We start from the raw sequence: 14209 nt of genomic DNA on the forward strand, positions 1-14209 counted from the left end.
GATGAGCTGGCAGGCTGTCAACAAGGCGGACGCGACCGAGCCGTCCGCCCGGTGGTTTACACCGTAATGCTGCTGGTGATACCGGAGGACGACGATGTTCGAATGGTCCGATACCGACCTGATGGTCCGCGACGCGGTGCGGGCGTTCATCGATAAGGAAGTGCGCCCGAACCTGGACGCGCTGGACAGCGGCGAGATGCTGCCCTATCCGATCCTGCGCAAGCTGTACGCGGATTTCGGTATCGGCGCCATGGCCGAGGAGGCCCTGAACAAGCAACTGGCGGCGAAGCAGGCGGCCGCTGACGGGGTAGCGAAGCCGGCCACGGCGGACAAGGACCGCTCCGAGAGCGGTTTCGATCAGCAGACGATGATGGCCGTGGTGACCGGTGAACTCTCCGGTGCCTGTATGGGTCTGTGCAGTTCGCTCGGGGTGAGTACCGGGCTCGGCGGCGCCACCATCCTGTCCCGGGGCACACTCGCCCAGCAGCAGCGGTGGGTGCCCGATATCGTCAGCCTGCGCAAGATCGCCTGCTGGGCGATCACCGAACCCGATTCCGGATCGGACGCGTTCGGCGGGATGAAGACCTACGTGCGCCGCGACGGTGCGGACTACATCCTCAACGGTCAGAAGACGTTCATCACCAACGGGCCCTTCGCCGACACCCTGGTGGTCTACGCGAAACTGGACGAGGGCGACGGCACCCCGTCCCGCGACCGCAAGGTGCTCACCTTCGTCCTCGACAAAGGTATGGAAGGGCTCACCCAGGGCAAACCCTTCAAGAAAATGGGTCTGCACGCCTCGCCGACCGGCGAACTGTTCTTCGACAACGTCCGTCTCGGCCGCGATCGGCTGCTCGGGGAAACCGAGGAGCACCGTGGCGGTGACGGACGCGAGAGCGCCAAATCGAGTTTCGTGGCCGAGCGGGTCGGGATCGGGTTCATGGCGTTGGGTGTGATCAACGAATGCTTGCGGTTGTGCACCGATTACGCGCGCAACCGGAAACTGTGGGGCCAGGAGATCGGCCGCTTCCAGCTGATCCAGCTCAAGCTGGCGAAGATGGAGGTCGCCCGGATCAATGTGCAGAACATGGTCTTCAACATCATCGAGCGCGGAAAGGCCGGTAAACCGCTGAGCCTTTCGGAGGCCTCGGCGGTGAAGTTGTACTCGTCGGAGACCGCGACCGAGGTGGCGATGGAGGCGGTGCAGCTGTTCGGCGGCAACGGCTATATGTCGGAGTACCGCGTGGAACAGCTGGCCCGCGATGCGAAATCACTCATGATCTACGCGGGCAGCAACGAGATCCAGGTCACCCACGTGGCGAAAGGCCTCCTCGGGACCGAGCGCTGAGTCCCGGCAGCCGGCATGCCTGAGTGGGGCCCGCCCCGGTTCTGGAGCGACAGCGCGCAGGAGCTCAGCGACTGAGCCGTGCAGGTCGGTCGTCCCTGGATCACGACCATTGAGCACTTACAGAGTCGTGAGCTCTACCGAGGCCGATCAAGGCATATGTTCGCATGCACCTTCCGCCTACTCCGGATGGTCAGCCTCATCGGCGGGGCCCGCCCCGGTTCTGGAGCGACGTAGCGAAGGAGCGCAGCGACTGAGCGAAGGAGTGAAGAACCGGGGTTGATAGGGCCCCGCCCGCGCCGCCGAAGGCGGCGCCAATTACACAGCGCGTAGATGGTCGCGGCTGGCGTAGATGTGCTCGGCGATGAGGTTCGCGACCCGCTCCGGGGTTTCCAGCATCGGTACATGCCCCGCTCGCCGCATCATGATCCGGTCCGCCGACTCCGGCAGTTCACGCAGGAACCGGCGCCCGTAGGTATGTGCGGGCAGAATCCGGTCCGAATCGGCGAGGATCAGCCGGACCGGGGTGGTCAGCTCGGACATATCCGCCAGGCCCGGTCCGCGCAATGTGGCGGCGATCAGCGGTCGCAGTGCCGGACAGTGCAGCGCCGCACGGATCTGCGCCGCGATATCGGCACGCGCGACATCCTCGGCATTGCGGACCAGGAGATGAGCGACCGCCCGCCGTACGACCCGGCTTTCGGTCGGGAAATCGCCCAGCTTCGTCCCGATTTCGATGAACGGGGTCAGGGCGATGAACTTGGCCGCCGCGTAGATCTGCGCCGCCGACGGGGTGCGCCAGCCGCCGGCCGGTGCGATGGCGGTGAGCGTGCGGGCCCGGCCACGGCGGGCCAGCTCGAAACCCACCCACCCGCCGAGAGAATTGCCGGCGATATGGCAGGTACGCCAGCCGAGGTCGTCGAGCTGGGCTTCCACCCGGTCGGCGATGCTCTGTACCTTGTAGTCGTCGGTGAGCTCCGGGCCGCCCCAATGCCCGGCCAGCGCCGGTGCGAAGACCTCGCAGCGGGCGGCCAGGCGGGTCGCGGTCTGTTCCCAGCAGTGCGGGGAGAGCAGGAAACCGTGCAGCAGCAGGAGCGGGGCGCCCGATCCCAGGTGCAGAGCCCCGACCGGTTCGGGTGACGGGGTAGCTGAGGTGCCTGACATCTATGTCGTCACCCCTTCCTGGCAAGTAGCGGTGATCTGTCATTGTACGGTCGTTCGGTGCCGTACATCCTTTCCACCGTCAATGTCAACGGGGTCCGGGCCGCCGCCGGCAAGGGGCTGCTGGCCTGGTTGTCCCGGACCGAGGCCGATATCGTCTGTTTGCAGGAAACGCGGGCCGACGATGCCCAGATAGCCGCCGCGCTCGCTCCGGCCCTGGACCAAGGGTGGGTGCTCGCGCACGCCGAACCCGGTTCGAAGGGGCGGGCCGGGGTGGGGGTGCTGTCGCGGCGGCCGATGCGGTCGGTGCGGATCGGCGTGGAACCGGACAGCGAATTCGCCGCCACCGGCCGCTATATCGAGGTCGAATTCGACGAGGTGACCGTCGCGAGCGTGTACGTCCATACGGGAGAGGCGGATACGCCCCGGCAGGACGAGAAATACAAGTTCCTCGACGAACTCGCCGCCCGGATGTCCACCCGTACCGGATCTTTCGTCATCGCCGGCGACTGGAATATCGCCCACACCGAACGAGACCTGAAGAACTGGAAGGGAAACCTGAAGAAATCCGGTTTCCTACCGGCCGAACGCGCCTGGCTGGATCGGCAGCTGGCCGCCGGATACATCGATGTCGTCCGGGAACTTCACCCGGAGGGTGACGGCCCGTTCAGCTGGTGGTCGTATCGTGGGCGCGCGTTCGACAACGACACCGGCTGGCGGATCGACTACCAGCTGGCGACACCGGAAGCCGCCGAACGGGCGAAGCAGGCGGTGGTCGAACGTGCCGCGACCTATGCGGAGCGCTGGTCCGACCATGCTCCGGTGACGGTCCAGTATCGATGAAGGGGTAGTCGTGCGTGCGAAAGTTCTGAAGGTCCTCTCCGCGGTGGGCGCGGTGGTGGTGGCGATCGTGGTCGCCCTGCTCAGTTCCCAGGGCGGGGACGACAGTGGGTCACCGGCCGCGGCGTCGCTCTCCGGCACGGCCGTGACCTCCGCGCCGGCCGGTGGGAAGCCCGCGCCCGGCCGGACCACCGCGACCGACGCACCGGTGGTGTCGAAAGTGGCCGGGGTGCCCGACCGCGCCTACGCGACTCTCGAGGAGATCGATGCGGGCCGCTGGCCCGATTCGGCGAACGCGCCGGGAACCAAGGGCGGTGTCCCGTTCGGGAACCGGGAGGGCCGCCTGCCCGCCATGGATTCCTCGGGCAAGGCCGTCAAGTATCAGGAATGGGATGTGAACCCGAAGAAACAGGGACAGTCCCGCGACGCCGAGCGGATCGTCACCGGTAGCGACGGTTCGGCCTGGTACACCGGCGACCACTACGACACCTTCACCAGGATGCGCTGATGGCCGAACCCCTCCCACTGACCGATTTCCTCACCCTCCCGCCGCGCGAACAGCTCGCCGCCGGTATCTCGCCGCCGGCCCTCGGGTCGGTGACCGTGGACGCCGCCGAGTTCAGCAGGGTGCGCTACGGCGCGCCTGCCGGGTACCGGGTGCGCGAGGTCCGTGGCAGCCGGATGCGCACGGTGGCGGCGTTGTTCGACGAATTCGCCGCGGCACTGCAGTTCCCGTACTACTTCCGGCCGAACAAGGACGCGTTCGACGAATGCCTGTTCAACCTCGAGGATCTGCTCGGGGACGCGACCGGGTATGTGGTGGTCGTCCGCGACGCCGGGCAGCTGCTCGCGGACGCGCCACAGGAGCGGGCGTGGTTCGATTCGGTGATCGTCGACTGCGCGGGATTCTGGATCTCGCGGGAGGTGGCGTTCCGGGTCGTGTTGCAGGGGGCGCCGGATGGACTGGCAGCCGTCCCCATCCGTCTCTGACCGGACCGGTGGGTCGGGGTCAGTCCCCGCGGCGTGCGAAATCCTCGCCGAGCAGAACGAAGACGTCCGTTGTGTAGTCGATGAGTTCGTCCCGGCTGATCGGCAGATCACCGCGTACCCAACCGGTCAGCGTCTGCACCAGCCCACCCACCAGGTAGGTGGCGCGGAAATCGATCACCGGATCCGGCGCCGGATCGGTGACCCCGTAGAACTCGACCCCTTCGCTGGCGACCAGCCGGGCGAAGACCCGGATCGTCTCGGTGGTGCGGGCTCGTAACTGCGGGGTAGCCATGGCGGCGACCATGGTGACCTCGGTTTTGCGGGGATCGTCGGTCAGCAGGTGGATACCGGCGGTGATAGCGGCGTGTGCCTTGGCCCGCGAATCGGCACCGGCGGTCTGCAGGGCCGCCGCGATCGCGACCACCAGCTCCTCGGCGATACCGTCGATCAGCGCGGTGAGGACGTCGTCGCGGCTGCTGAAACTCTCGTAGTAGTAGCGCTCGTTGAGCCCGGCCTCCGAGCACATCCCGGACACGGTGAGCTTGTCCATGCCCTGAGTGCCGATGATCTCCAGCGCCGCGTCCAGGAGCGCGGACCGTCGCTGTGCTCGCCGTTCCTCCGCGGACAAACCGCCATAGGTGCGCTGCGCTGCCATCCCCCGATGATCCCAGTGCCCGGGCTCGCCCGCGCACCGGGAGCCCGCAGCTGTTGTACGCGGCGGGTCGTCGGTGTGGTCCGGCATGCCCACGCGACCGAGGAACGCCACCGCCCGGCAGGAGGGTCAGACCGCCAGACGCGCGGCGTGCGCTCGTGCCCGCTGGGCAGCCTGTCGTTCGAGCCCGTACAGCAGCCCGAAGGCGAACCCGTTCTCGCCCGGTGTGGTGCCTGCCCGCGCACCGAGCGCGCGCAGGGTTTCGGTGGCCACGACGCTGTCCTGGTGCTCGCCCAGAACCGTCTGGATCTTCTTGTATTCGGCGGCCTTCTTCTCGGCCTTCTTCTTCCCGAGGACCGGTCTCGCGAGTTCGGCGGCGTAGCGGGCCCGCTTGGCGGCCTTCCGGGCCCGGTGCAGAGCCGTGTCGTCGGTGTCGGTGACCGCGGCGGTCAGTCTTTTGTTCGCCTTGCGCCCGGCCTTGCGCGTCACTTTGCGGATGAAACGGGGATCGGCCGGGGCGATGAACGGTGGGCCGGTGCGCCACTGCGCCAAGGTGGCCATCAATTCCCGGTAGCGGTCACTGTCGAGGATCTCCATCACGTGCTCGAGGTGGTGGTGTTGCTCGGCGAGCAGGTCGTTCTCGATGCGGGCGGCGACCGGCCCCATTACCAGCTCGTCCGGCAGGGCGGCCACCTTCTCCGCGAACCGCTTCCGCTGCACTTGCCGGTCCCGTACCTCGCCGAGCGCACCGGCGTACCAAGACAATTCGGCGTCCAGCCGGGTCCGCGCCTCGGTGCCGAAGAGTTCGCCGAACACGCGCAGGGTGCTGCGGAGCCGTCGAATACCCACCCGGGTGGAATGGATCGGGTCCAATCCGCGGCGCAGCCACACGTCACCGGCCACGATCGCCTGGACCTGCGTGTCGAGGTACTCGGTCAGTGCCTGTTCCGCCGTCGCACGGGTGTCGGCGGCGGGTGGGTGGTTGCCGGCGAGCGCGCGGCCGAGCCCCGACGCGTGCGGCGACGGCCGGGCACCGGCCTCGGTGAGGTGTTTGCCGACCTTGGTCAGCACCTTGGCAGCCCGGGACTTCTCGGCCCGCTCGCCGAGTTCGATTTCCACTTCTCGCCATTCGCTGACCACGACGACGTCCCCGGCGACGGTGGCGTGCACCAGGTCGTCGGCCACTTCCGCGAGCAGGTGGTCGTGCCGGTCGAGTAGGCGTTGGGTGCGCCGGACGGTGGACAGCACCGCCGCTTGGTGCAGGGGCTTGCCCAGGGCGATCCCGCGGATCAGGGCGGCCAGCTCGTCGGGAACGGTGTCCTCGTCGGTGGACGGCAGGGACATCTCGGTGCGGGCTTTGTCGGCGGGAACCGTCAATTGCCAACCGGTGTCCGTGTCCCCGGCGCGGCGGCGCAGCGTGAGGTGCTGGCGGAGCAGGTCCCGCTCGTCGGTGTCGTAGTAGACCCTGGTCAGGGTCGTCGCCGAGCCGGTCTCGATCCGCCCACCGGCCGGGACCGACCAGGCCAGATCCGGCAGGGTGAAATCCCGGTCCACCTCGTACTTGTCTACCCGCTCACGCTGCGTCGACACCATGAGTCCAGTCTGCACCCCACCACAAGGGACCTGCGGTGATTGTCGCTCTCGATCGGGTGGCGACCCGGGAGCGATTTTGTACCGTCTCGTAAGGACTCGACCGCAATTTGGGGGCCGGTCTTGCCAGAATTCGATAACTGGTGGATGCTATTGCCAGATGCGCGGTTGCGCAGCGCTCAATGGCGAGCTGGACCAGGAGGCTGAGATGGCCGTGGATATCGGATACTTCTCCGACGATTCGATGATCCGCCGGGTGATGCGTAAACGCGCCGTGGGCCTCACCTACGGCTTGCGCGCGCTCGTGATCGGCGCGGTGAATCCGCTGCTGTACGTGGGAACCGCCGAATCGACCGAGCATCGCGACACCCCCTACACCCGGCTCGCGCTCACCGGGAAACTGTTCGAGGCCGTGTTCTTCGGGACCCGGGAGGAGGCCGATCGGGCGCTCGAATTCACCGGGAAGAAGCACGCGCAGGTGAAGGGGCGGCTACCGGAGGACGCGGGGGCACGTCATCCGGCGGGGACGGCCTATTCCGCCTACGACCCGCACCTGAGCTTCATGACCATGGCGTTCACCTTCGAATCCGCAGAGGTCATGTACGACCTGCTGGTCCGGCGACTGAGCGATACCGAACGCGAGGACCTGTACCAGGACTATGTGCGCTGGGGTGAGCTGTTCGGGATGCCACGTACCGCCGCGCCCGCGGACTACCGCGCGTTCCGGGCGTACTTCGACAGCTACCTGGCCTCCGACGAGATGTTCCTGACCGACGAGGCACGCAAGGTGGGCAACTATCTGTGCGGGCATGTGGTGCCCTATCCGCAGCGCGTTCCGGGCCGTCAGGTGAGTTCGGCGTACTACCTGCTGGTACAGGGCAGTCTGCCGCGGCGGATCCGGAAAATGTACGGGATCGACTGGAAACGTAGCGACGAGATCGCCTATCGCGGGCTGGCGCAGTCGGTGCGCAATGCGCACAGTGTGCCGTCGCTACTGGTGCCGCGGCCGGTGAGAACGGCGTTGAACGGGCCGAGCGCGCCCGTGTATCGGCTGATCACGAAGCAGGAGCAGCGCTTGGCCCAGGAGGGGAAGCGCAGTATGCCCGGGATCGATCCGCGCAAGTGGGCGGAGCGGAATTCGGCTTGATCCACATGCGAAGATCGGGGCATGTCCAGTCCTGCGCAGACCCCGGCCGCCGGGGAACGTAAACAGCGGGTGCTCTCCGGTATCCAGCCGACCAGCGCCTCGTTCCACCTCGGGAACTATCTCGGTGCACTGCAGTACTGGGTCAATATGCAGGACGACTACGACACGCTGTACTTCATCCCGAATATGCACGCGATCACCGTGACGCAGGACCCCAAGGAACTACGCCACCGCACCCGGGTCGCCGCGGCGCAGCTGCTGGCGCTGGGTATCGACCCGCAGCGTTCGACCCTGTTCGTGCAGTCGCAGGTGCCCGAGCACGCCGAACTGACCTGGGTGCTGAACTGCATCACCGGGTTCGGTGAGGCGAGCCGGATGACCCAGTTCAAGGACAAATCGGTGAAACAGGGGACGGACAACACCACCGTCGGCCTGTTCACCTATCCGGTGCTGATGGCGGCCGATATCCTGCTCTACCGGGCGCATCAGGTGCCGGTCGGGGAGGATCAGCGTCAGCATCTGGAGCTCACTCGCAACCTCGCCCAGCGGTTCAACACCAGGTTCAAGAAAACCTTCGTCGTCCCGGAGGCCCATATCGTCAAGGGCACTGCGAAGATCTACGACCTGCAGGATCCCACCGCGAAGATGAGCAAATCCGCCAGTTCGGACGCGGGGCTGATCAACCTGCTCGACGACCCCAAGGTGACGGCGAAGAAGGTGCGCTCGGCGGTCACCGATACCGAGCGCGAGATTCACTACGACGTGGAGCGCAAGCCGGGGGTCAGCAATCTGCTGGTGATCCTGTCGGCGCTGACCGAGACGCCGATCGTGACCCTGGAGAAGGACTACGCGGGCCGCGGGTACGGCGATCTGAAAGTCGATGTCGCCGACGCACTGGCCGAATTTGTCACGCCTTTGCGTGCGAAAGTGGAAGAGTACATGGCGGATCAGGGTGAACTCGATCGCATACTCGCCACCGGAGCCGAGCGTGCGCGCGAGATCGCCGGCAACACTCTCGCACAGGTTTACGACCGGGTCGGGTTCCTGGCTCACTGATACCGGTCGGTCGGCCGTGCGCGTGGCGATGAGGGGCGCGAACAGTGCAGGTGATCGACAACGGCAAAGCCGCCGTCCAGCGCATGATCGGACAGCGGCCGTGGCTCGACCATCTGGTCCGGGCGGTCGGCAGATATCAGAGCCAGCGCGGCGACTACTACGCGGCGGGAATCACCTATTTCACCGTGCTGTCGCTGTTCCCGCTGCTGATGATCGCTTTCGCCATCGCAGGTTTCGTGCTCGCGGGCAATTCCGAACTGCTGGGTGAACTGCAGGAGAAGGTCGTCGAGAACATCCCGGGCGAGATGGGCGATCAGCTCAACGATCTGATCGACCAGGCGGTGCGCTCCCGCGGGACGGTGGGTGTCCTCGGTCTGCTCACCGGGTTGTATTCGGGGCTCGGCTGGATGGCGAACCTGCGCAAGGCGCTCACCGAACAGTGGGAGCAGCCGTCGGACGAGGACAACTGGCTGCGCACCAAACTCTCCGATCTGGGCGCTCTGTTCGGTCTTTTCCTGGCCCTGGTGGTGTCGCTGGGTCTGTCGGCGCTGGCGTCGAGCCGGCTCGGCGTGCAACTGCTCGAACTGCTCGGACTCGAGGAGATGCCCGGGGTGCGCTGGCTGCTGTGGCTGCTGTCCACGGTGCTCGCCATGGTGGCCTCGTGGGCTCTGTTCGCCTGGATCATCGCCCGCCTGCCGCGTGAACCGGTCACCCTGCGCAGCGCCCTGAAGGCAGCGGCCCTGGCGGCAGTGGGGTTCGAGGCTTTCAAGAATATCGCCGGGTTCTATATGCGGGCGGTGCTGAACAGCCCGGCCGGTGCCGCCTTCGGCTCGATCATCGGCGTCATGGTGTTCAGCTACGTGGTCTATCGGATCATCCTGTTCGCTACGGCCTGGGCGGCGACCGCCCGGGAGAACGAGCAGCTGACATCGGTACCGGTGCCCGGACCCGCGCTGATCCGCCCGCGAATGGACAGCGGGCGGCCGGGCCTGTTCGGCGGCGCCGCGCTGTTCGGCGCGGGCGCGCTCGCCACGCTGGGCGTCGCCCGGTTACGCCGCCGCCGGCGCGGCTGAAGACGGCTGCGCGCCCGGACTTCCAGGGTGTGCGACGCTGGGGTGATCATCGTCTGTTCGGTCATATTTCACCTGGCGCCGGAAATCGAACTGCGGACGGCCTGCGGGCGACATAGGGGAGTACGGGAGCATCGAGCCGGCGCTTTCACGGCGGCGGCGCGATCGTAATGCCGGGGGGTCGGTGCTTAAGTACTTCGCGGATAAGTACTTACGTGCTCCGGATGCGGATATTTCGGTTCGGATGACGGATGTTCCGGGAGGGCGCTTGTCTTATCGTCCGTTTCGAGGCAGCTCGATTCTCGGAAACTCACCGGGGCGCAGAACTTTTGGAATGCTGCCGAGTAGAGGAGGGCCCGGTGGATTCCGAGGCGTCGACCCGGCATCCCGCACCCGAGGTGGTGCGCCCGGCAGATTCGAGGCAGGTTATCCGTTGGCCGTCGCACTAGCCGGCAAACGGAAACCACCGGCGTTTCCCGCGGAAGTGTGGATTGTTTCGATCACCACCTTTCTGAGCAGGTCGGTTGGTTTTCTGGCGCTCTTCTCCACGGTCTTCTACAAATCCATGGGGCTGGGTGCCTGGGGTCTCAGCCTGGCGTTGTTCGCGGGTGGTTTCGCCGGTGTGCTCGGATCGGTCGTCGGCGGCTGGTTCGCCACCCGATTCGGTTCGACCGATGTACTGATCGCCGGCTCCCTGCTCAATGTTCCGCTGCTCTACCTGCTCGGAATATCTTCGACGGACCCGATGCCGGCGATCGTGCTGGCCTCACTGAGCGTGGCGGTGACGCAGTCGTTCTCGGGCCCGGCGGCGGCCCTGGTGACGGGTTCGAGTTACGAGGGCAATACCGTCACGGTGGTCGCTTTCCACCGGATCTTCCTCAGCAGCGGGGTCACCGTTGCTCCGATCATGGTCACGGCGGTGGGGGAGGGCAATTTTCCCTTACTCTTCTCGCTGTCCGCGTTCGGATCGCTGGGTACCGCCGCCTTCCTGTTCTCCGAACGTGCCAGACTCCGCGCCGCCGAGGCCCTGGCCGCGACCCGGGACCGCAACATATCCGCGCCGCCACTCGGCTCCGATATCGGTGCGGCGGTTCCGTACGACGCTTCCCGGATCTCGCGCATATGGGCCGTGGTCGTGGTCTTCGGAACAGCGATGGCGGTGTACGCGCAGAGTATGAGCGGTATTCCACTATCGGTGGAGAAAATATCCGACGGCGGGCAGCTCTACAGCGTGCTGCTGGTTGTGAATTCTCTATTCATCATCTTCTTCGAGCTGCCGATCAGCACTCTGACCGCCAAACTGAAATGGAATTACGCGCTGGGGCTGGGGATATTCGTCACCGGGCTCGGGCTCGCTGTCTGCGGCGCGGGTTCCAGTTGGACCGTGTGCATTATCGGATTCTTGCTCTTCTCGCTGGGGGAGGCAATTTTCATTCCGCAGGCGAGCGCCTCCATCGCCGATATCTCGACGCCTTCGGAGAACCCCAGATATCAGGGGTACCTCTCGGCTGCGCAATCGCTCGGGTTCGCGGTGGGGCCGGGCATCGGAGCCTTCGGTGCGCTGCATGACAGCGCGCTGTACTGGACACTCGTCGTCCAGATCTCGTTCGCCGCGGGTGCGGTGGCGGTAGTAGCAGGAATGTCCAAGGACAGGAGTTCGATTCGTGTCGAATAGCTCGGTATTGATCGTCGATCCCGTTAGTTCGGGAAAACTGTATCCCCGCGTGCTCGAGCGTTACGGGATCGAAACCATTCTCTTGGATACCGATCATGCGCTGGTCTCGGAATTCCGTACGGCTCCCACTCCGGGCGCTCTGAATTTCGCCGCTGATTTCGGAAATTCCTACGATTTGCTGTTGAAAATGTGCACGGATCGGTCGGTGAGCTATGTTATCGCCGGTTCCGAACCCGGTGTCGAATTGGCCGAGCGTCTGCGCGCCGATATTCCGGACTGCCCCGCCGGCGAGACGATTCTGCCGATGCGAAGATGGGATAAGCAGTACATGTTCGAGGCCCTGGCCGCCGCTGGGGTCCCGACGCTCACCACTCGGGCCGTCCCCCCGGGCGGGGACGCCGTACCGGCGGAAGCGGTCGCGGAAGTGCGCGCGGGTCGGAAACTCGTGGTGAAACCCGCCCGGGGCGCCGCCTCCGTCGGTGTCCGGTTGGTGGCGACCCCCGGTGAACTGTCCGACGCGGTATCGGCGATCACGGACGGCGCCGGCCTGTTCGGCGGTGCCTCGGCCGCCCTGATCCAGGAAATGTATCCCGCTCCGCGTGTGGAATACGCCGTGGACACCTTTTCCACTCCGGCGGGACACGAACTCGTCTGCGTCAGCGTGTACGACAAATGGGTCTCGGCATCAGGGGATTTCGTCTACGAGCGAGGCCGGTGGCTCGACCATGACGATCCGGTGGTGCGGGACGTGGCCGACTACGCGCGCCGGGTACTCGATGCCCTGGGCGTGCGGGTCGGACCGGCGCATATGGAGATCATGTCCGGCCCGCTGGGGCCCCGGCTGATCGATTTCGGCGCGCGCGCCCACGGAATCGGCCATCCGCAGCACACCCATCTGCTCACCGGTAACTCGCAGATCCACCGCGAATGCGAATACATCGCGGAACTCTTCGGGATACCTGTGCCCACCGCCGAGCGTGGGACGGGCTACGCGCTCTCCCGGCACGGCGCACTCGTGCTGCTGAGTATCGATCGGGAAGCTGTGTACCTGGGCGGGGCCGACGAGGAACTGGCGGAACTTCCCGGCGTACTGGAGGTCCGGATGGCGGCCGGGCCGGGCCGGACCTATCCGCCGACAAAGTCCATGATGGACTCGGTGGCGCTCGGTCTGGTGTTCGTCGTCGCCGACAGTGCCGACGAACTGGATTTCCGGTGCACCGAAGTCCGTAAGCGGGCCGGTGACTTCTTCGCACCGGTATGAGCTGGCGAGCGCCCGGGCCCGCTGGGCCCGGGCGCCGGTCGGCGATCGGTATCCGCCGGTCAGCGGTGCCGGGTACGGACGTGCCAGGTGCCGAGTAGCAGGATGGGCACCAGGATCAAGCCCCCGACCATGAGCAACATCCACAACTCGTCGAATTCGCCCCGGCCCGGTCCCTGCGCCGAATAGGCGACCGCATTCAGTGGTGGTGTCGCCAACCCCGGTGCGCTGAGCACGGATTCGTCGTCGTCGCCCGGTATATCTCCGACCCGTGCGTTCCGGTCGAGTGCGAATCCGTAGTCGAGCAGGCGGGCGGCCTGCTCCCACGGGCGGATCGGCAGTACATCGGCCTGCAGCAGGGTTACCGCCAGCCGGCGGCCGTCGCGCTCGGCGGCCGCGACGAAGGTCTGGCGGGCGTCGTCGGTGTAGCCGGTCTTCCCGCCGAGGGCGCCCGGATAGTTGTAGAGCAGGCCGTTGTCGTTGGCGATCGGGAACCCGGGATGATCCTGATCGCCGGGAATCTTCGGGTCGGGCGGGAAGCCCGGGAAGTCGAACTGCTCGGTATTGATCATCTCCGCGAACAGCGGGATCGACATGGCCTCACGGAACAGCAGCGACAGATCGTAAGCCGAGGTGCTCATCCCGGGGCCGTCCAGCCCGGACGGAGTGGCCGCGCGGGTGTCGTAGGCGTGCAGCGATTTCGCGAGGTCGTTCATCTTCACCACTGCCACCGTGTCGCCGCCCAGCTGCGCGGCCAGCGCATGCGCGGCGTCGTTACCGGAGGCCATCACCAGGGCATGCAGTAGTTGCCGGTTGGTATAGCGGCCGCCCGGGCCGATACCGACCCGGGTGCCCTCCACATCGGCATCGGCCTGAGTGCCCACGACGACCTTGTCCAGATCCAGGGTGCGCAGCGCGACGATCGACAACAGCACCTTGATGGTGCTGGCCGGGCGGTACCGGCCGTGTGGATCCTTGGTGGCCAGCACCGCGCCGGTGTCCAGGTCCGACACCATCCAGGCGGTCGCGGAGATATCAGCGGGTAGCGCGGGCGCCCCGGTGGGCAGGACCACCCCGCATTCCCCGAGCCGCTTCCCGCCGATCGGGGAATCGGGGACCGACAGCGGCGTCGGCGCGGCTTCGCCGGGTTCCGGGACCTCGGAGGCATCGATCGCCGGGGGTGGCTGCGTCTTCTGCGGGCAGGTGTCGGTAACCGGTGTGGTGAACGGAGTGGTGGTGGGTGGTGCGGGCTGCGCTGCCGCGGTCCCGCATACGGTGATCGGTCCGGCCGCTAGAACCGCGGCGGAGAGCACCGAGCCGAGCAGTCGGGCGGTGCGCTGGTGTTGCTGCCTGTTGTACATCGACGCCGAGCCTAGATGGCGCTGCCGGCTGTGGCCGCCCACAGCCGCGCACGGCCGGAGCGGA

At 66.5% G+C, this 14209-nt stretch carries 13 protein-coding genes; 9 read left to right on the forward strand and 4 right to left on the reverse strand.

Features of this window, described 5'->3' with window-relative positions; translation table 11 throughout:
- Positions 1-94 precede the first annotated feature (94 nt).
- Positions 95-1348, forward strand: a complete 1254-nt coding sequence (locus IEY68_RS21575) for an acyl-CoA dehydrogenase family protein (protein ID WP_062998865.1) — start codon at positions 95-97, stop codon at positions 1346-1348.
- A 315-nt stretch (positions 1349-1663) separates the two neighbouring features.
- Here the strand turns inward: IEY68_RS21575 and ephH are convergent, their stop codons facing one another.
- Positions 1664-2509: an epoxide hydrolase EphH gene (ephH, locus tag IEY68_RS21580; RefSeq protein ID WP_062998822.1), complete on the reverse strand. Its 846-nt coding sequence runs from the start codon at positions 2507-2509 to the stop codon at positions 1664-1666.
- 57 nt (positions 2510-2566) lie between these two features.
- Here ephH and IEY68_RS21585 point away from each other — a divergent pair, with 57 nt between their 5' ends.
- From IEY68_RS21585 to IEY68_RS21595, 3 genes are read left to right on the forward strand one after another with little or no spacing between them, the layout of a single operon-like run.
- Entirely contained in the window at positions 2567-3349 is a 783-nt protein-coding gene (locus IEY68_RS21585) for an exodeoxyribonuclease III (RefSeq protein ID WP_062998820.1), read from the forward strand.
- Between the two features lie 10 nt (positions 3350-3359).
- A complete protein-coding gene (locus tag IEY68_RS21590; RefSeq protein ID WP_189094423.1) occupies positions 3360-3854 on the forward strand; it encodes a guanyl-specific ribonuclease in 495 nt (164 codons plus the stop codon).
- Positions 3854-4336 carry a barstar family protein gene (locus tag IEY68_RS21595; RefSeq protein ID WP_062998818.1) on the forward strand — a complete coding sequence of 161 codons (483 nt, stop codon included), beginning with the start codon at positions 3854-3856 and terminating at the stop codon, positions 4334-4336. Before IEY68_RS21590 ends, IEY68_RS21595 begins: the two co-directional genes overlap by 1 nt.
- Positions 4337-4355: 19 nt before the next feature.
- Here IEY68_RS21595 and IEY68_RS21600 read toward each other — a convergent pair whose 3' ends face one another.
- Both IEY68_RS21600 and IEY68_RS21605 read right to left on the reverse strand, forming a co-directional pair.
- Positions 4356-4991 carry a TetR/AcrR family transcriptional regulator gene (locus tag IEY68_RS21600; RefSeq protein ID WP_062998816.1) on the reverse strand — a complete coding sequence of 212 codons (636 nt, stop codon included), beginning with the start codon at positions 4989-4991 and terminating at the stop codon, positions 4356-4358.
- A 126-nt stretch (positions 4992-5117) separates the two neighbouring features.
- Positions 5118-6581, reverse strand: a complete 1464-nt coding sequence (locus tag IEY68_RS21605) for a CYTH and CHAD domain-containing protein (RefSeq protein ID WP_062998814.1) — start codon at positions 6579-6581, stop codon at positions 5118-5120.
- Between the two features lie 205 nt (positions 6582-6786).
- Between IEY68_RS21605 and IEY68_RS21610 the strand changes: the two genes are divergently transcribed.
- From IEY68_RS21610 to IEY68_RS21630, 5 genes are all read left to right on the forward strand, one after another.
- Entirely contained in the window at positions 6787-7725 is a 939-nt protein-coding gene (locus IEY68_RS21610) for an oxygenase MpaB family protein (protein ID WP_062998861.1), read from the forward strand.
- Positions 7726-7746: 21 nt separating this feature from the next.
- Positions 7747-8781: a tryptophan--tRNA ligase gene (gene trpS, locus IEY68_RS21615; RefSeq protein WP_062998812.1), complete on the forward strand. Its 1035-nt coding sequence runs from the start codon at positions 7747-7749 to the stop codon at positions 8779-8781.
- A 44-nt stretch (positions 8782-8825) separates the two neighbouring features.
- Entirely contained in the window at positions 8826-9854 is a 1029-nt protein-coding gene (gene yhjD / locus IEY68_RS21620; RefSeq protein WP_229718906.1) for an inner membrane protein YhjD, read from the forward strand.
- A 430-nt stretch (positions 9855-10284) separates the two neighbouring features.
- Entirely contained in the window at positions 10285-11526 is a 1242-nt protein-coding gene (locus IEY68_RS21625; RefSeq protein WP_062998810.1) for an MFS transporter, read from the forward strand.
- Entirely contained in the window at positions 11516-12787 is a 1272-nt protein-coding gene (locus IEY68_RS21630) for an ATP-grasp domain-containing protein (protein ID WP_189094424.1), read from the forward strand. Before IEY68_RS21625 ends, IEY68_RS21630 begins: the two co-directional genes overlap by 11 nt.
- Before the next feature lie 59 nt (positions 12788-12846).
- On the opposite strand, the gene IEY68_RS21635 is transcribed toward IEY68_RS21630, so the two are convergent.
- The gene (locus tag IEY68_RS21635; RefSeq protein WP_062998806.1) at positions 12847-14145 is read right to left on the reverse strand and encodes a D-alanyl-D-alanine carboxypeptidase family protein; all 1299 of its coding nucleotides are present in this window, start codon (positions 14143-14145) and stop codon (positions 12847-12849) included.
- Positions 14146-14209: the final 64 nt, after the last annotated feature.

The sequence above is a fragment of the Nocardia jinanensis genome, assembly GCF_014645735.1.
GTDB classification, from domain to species: Bacteria; Actinomycetota; Actinomycetes; order Mycobacteriales; family Mycobacteriaceae; genus Nocardia; species Nocardia jinanensis.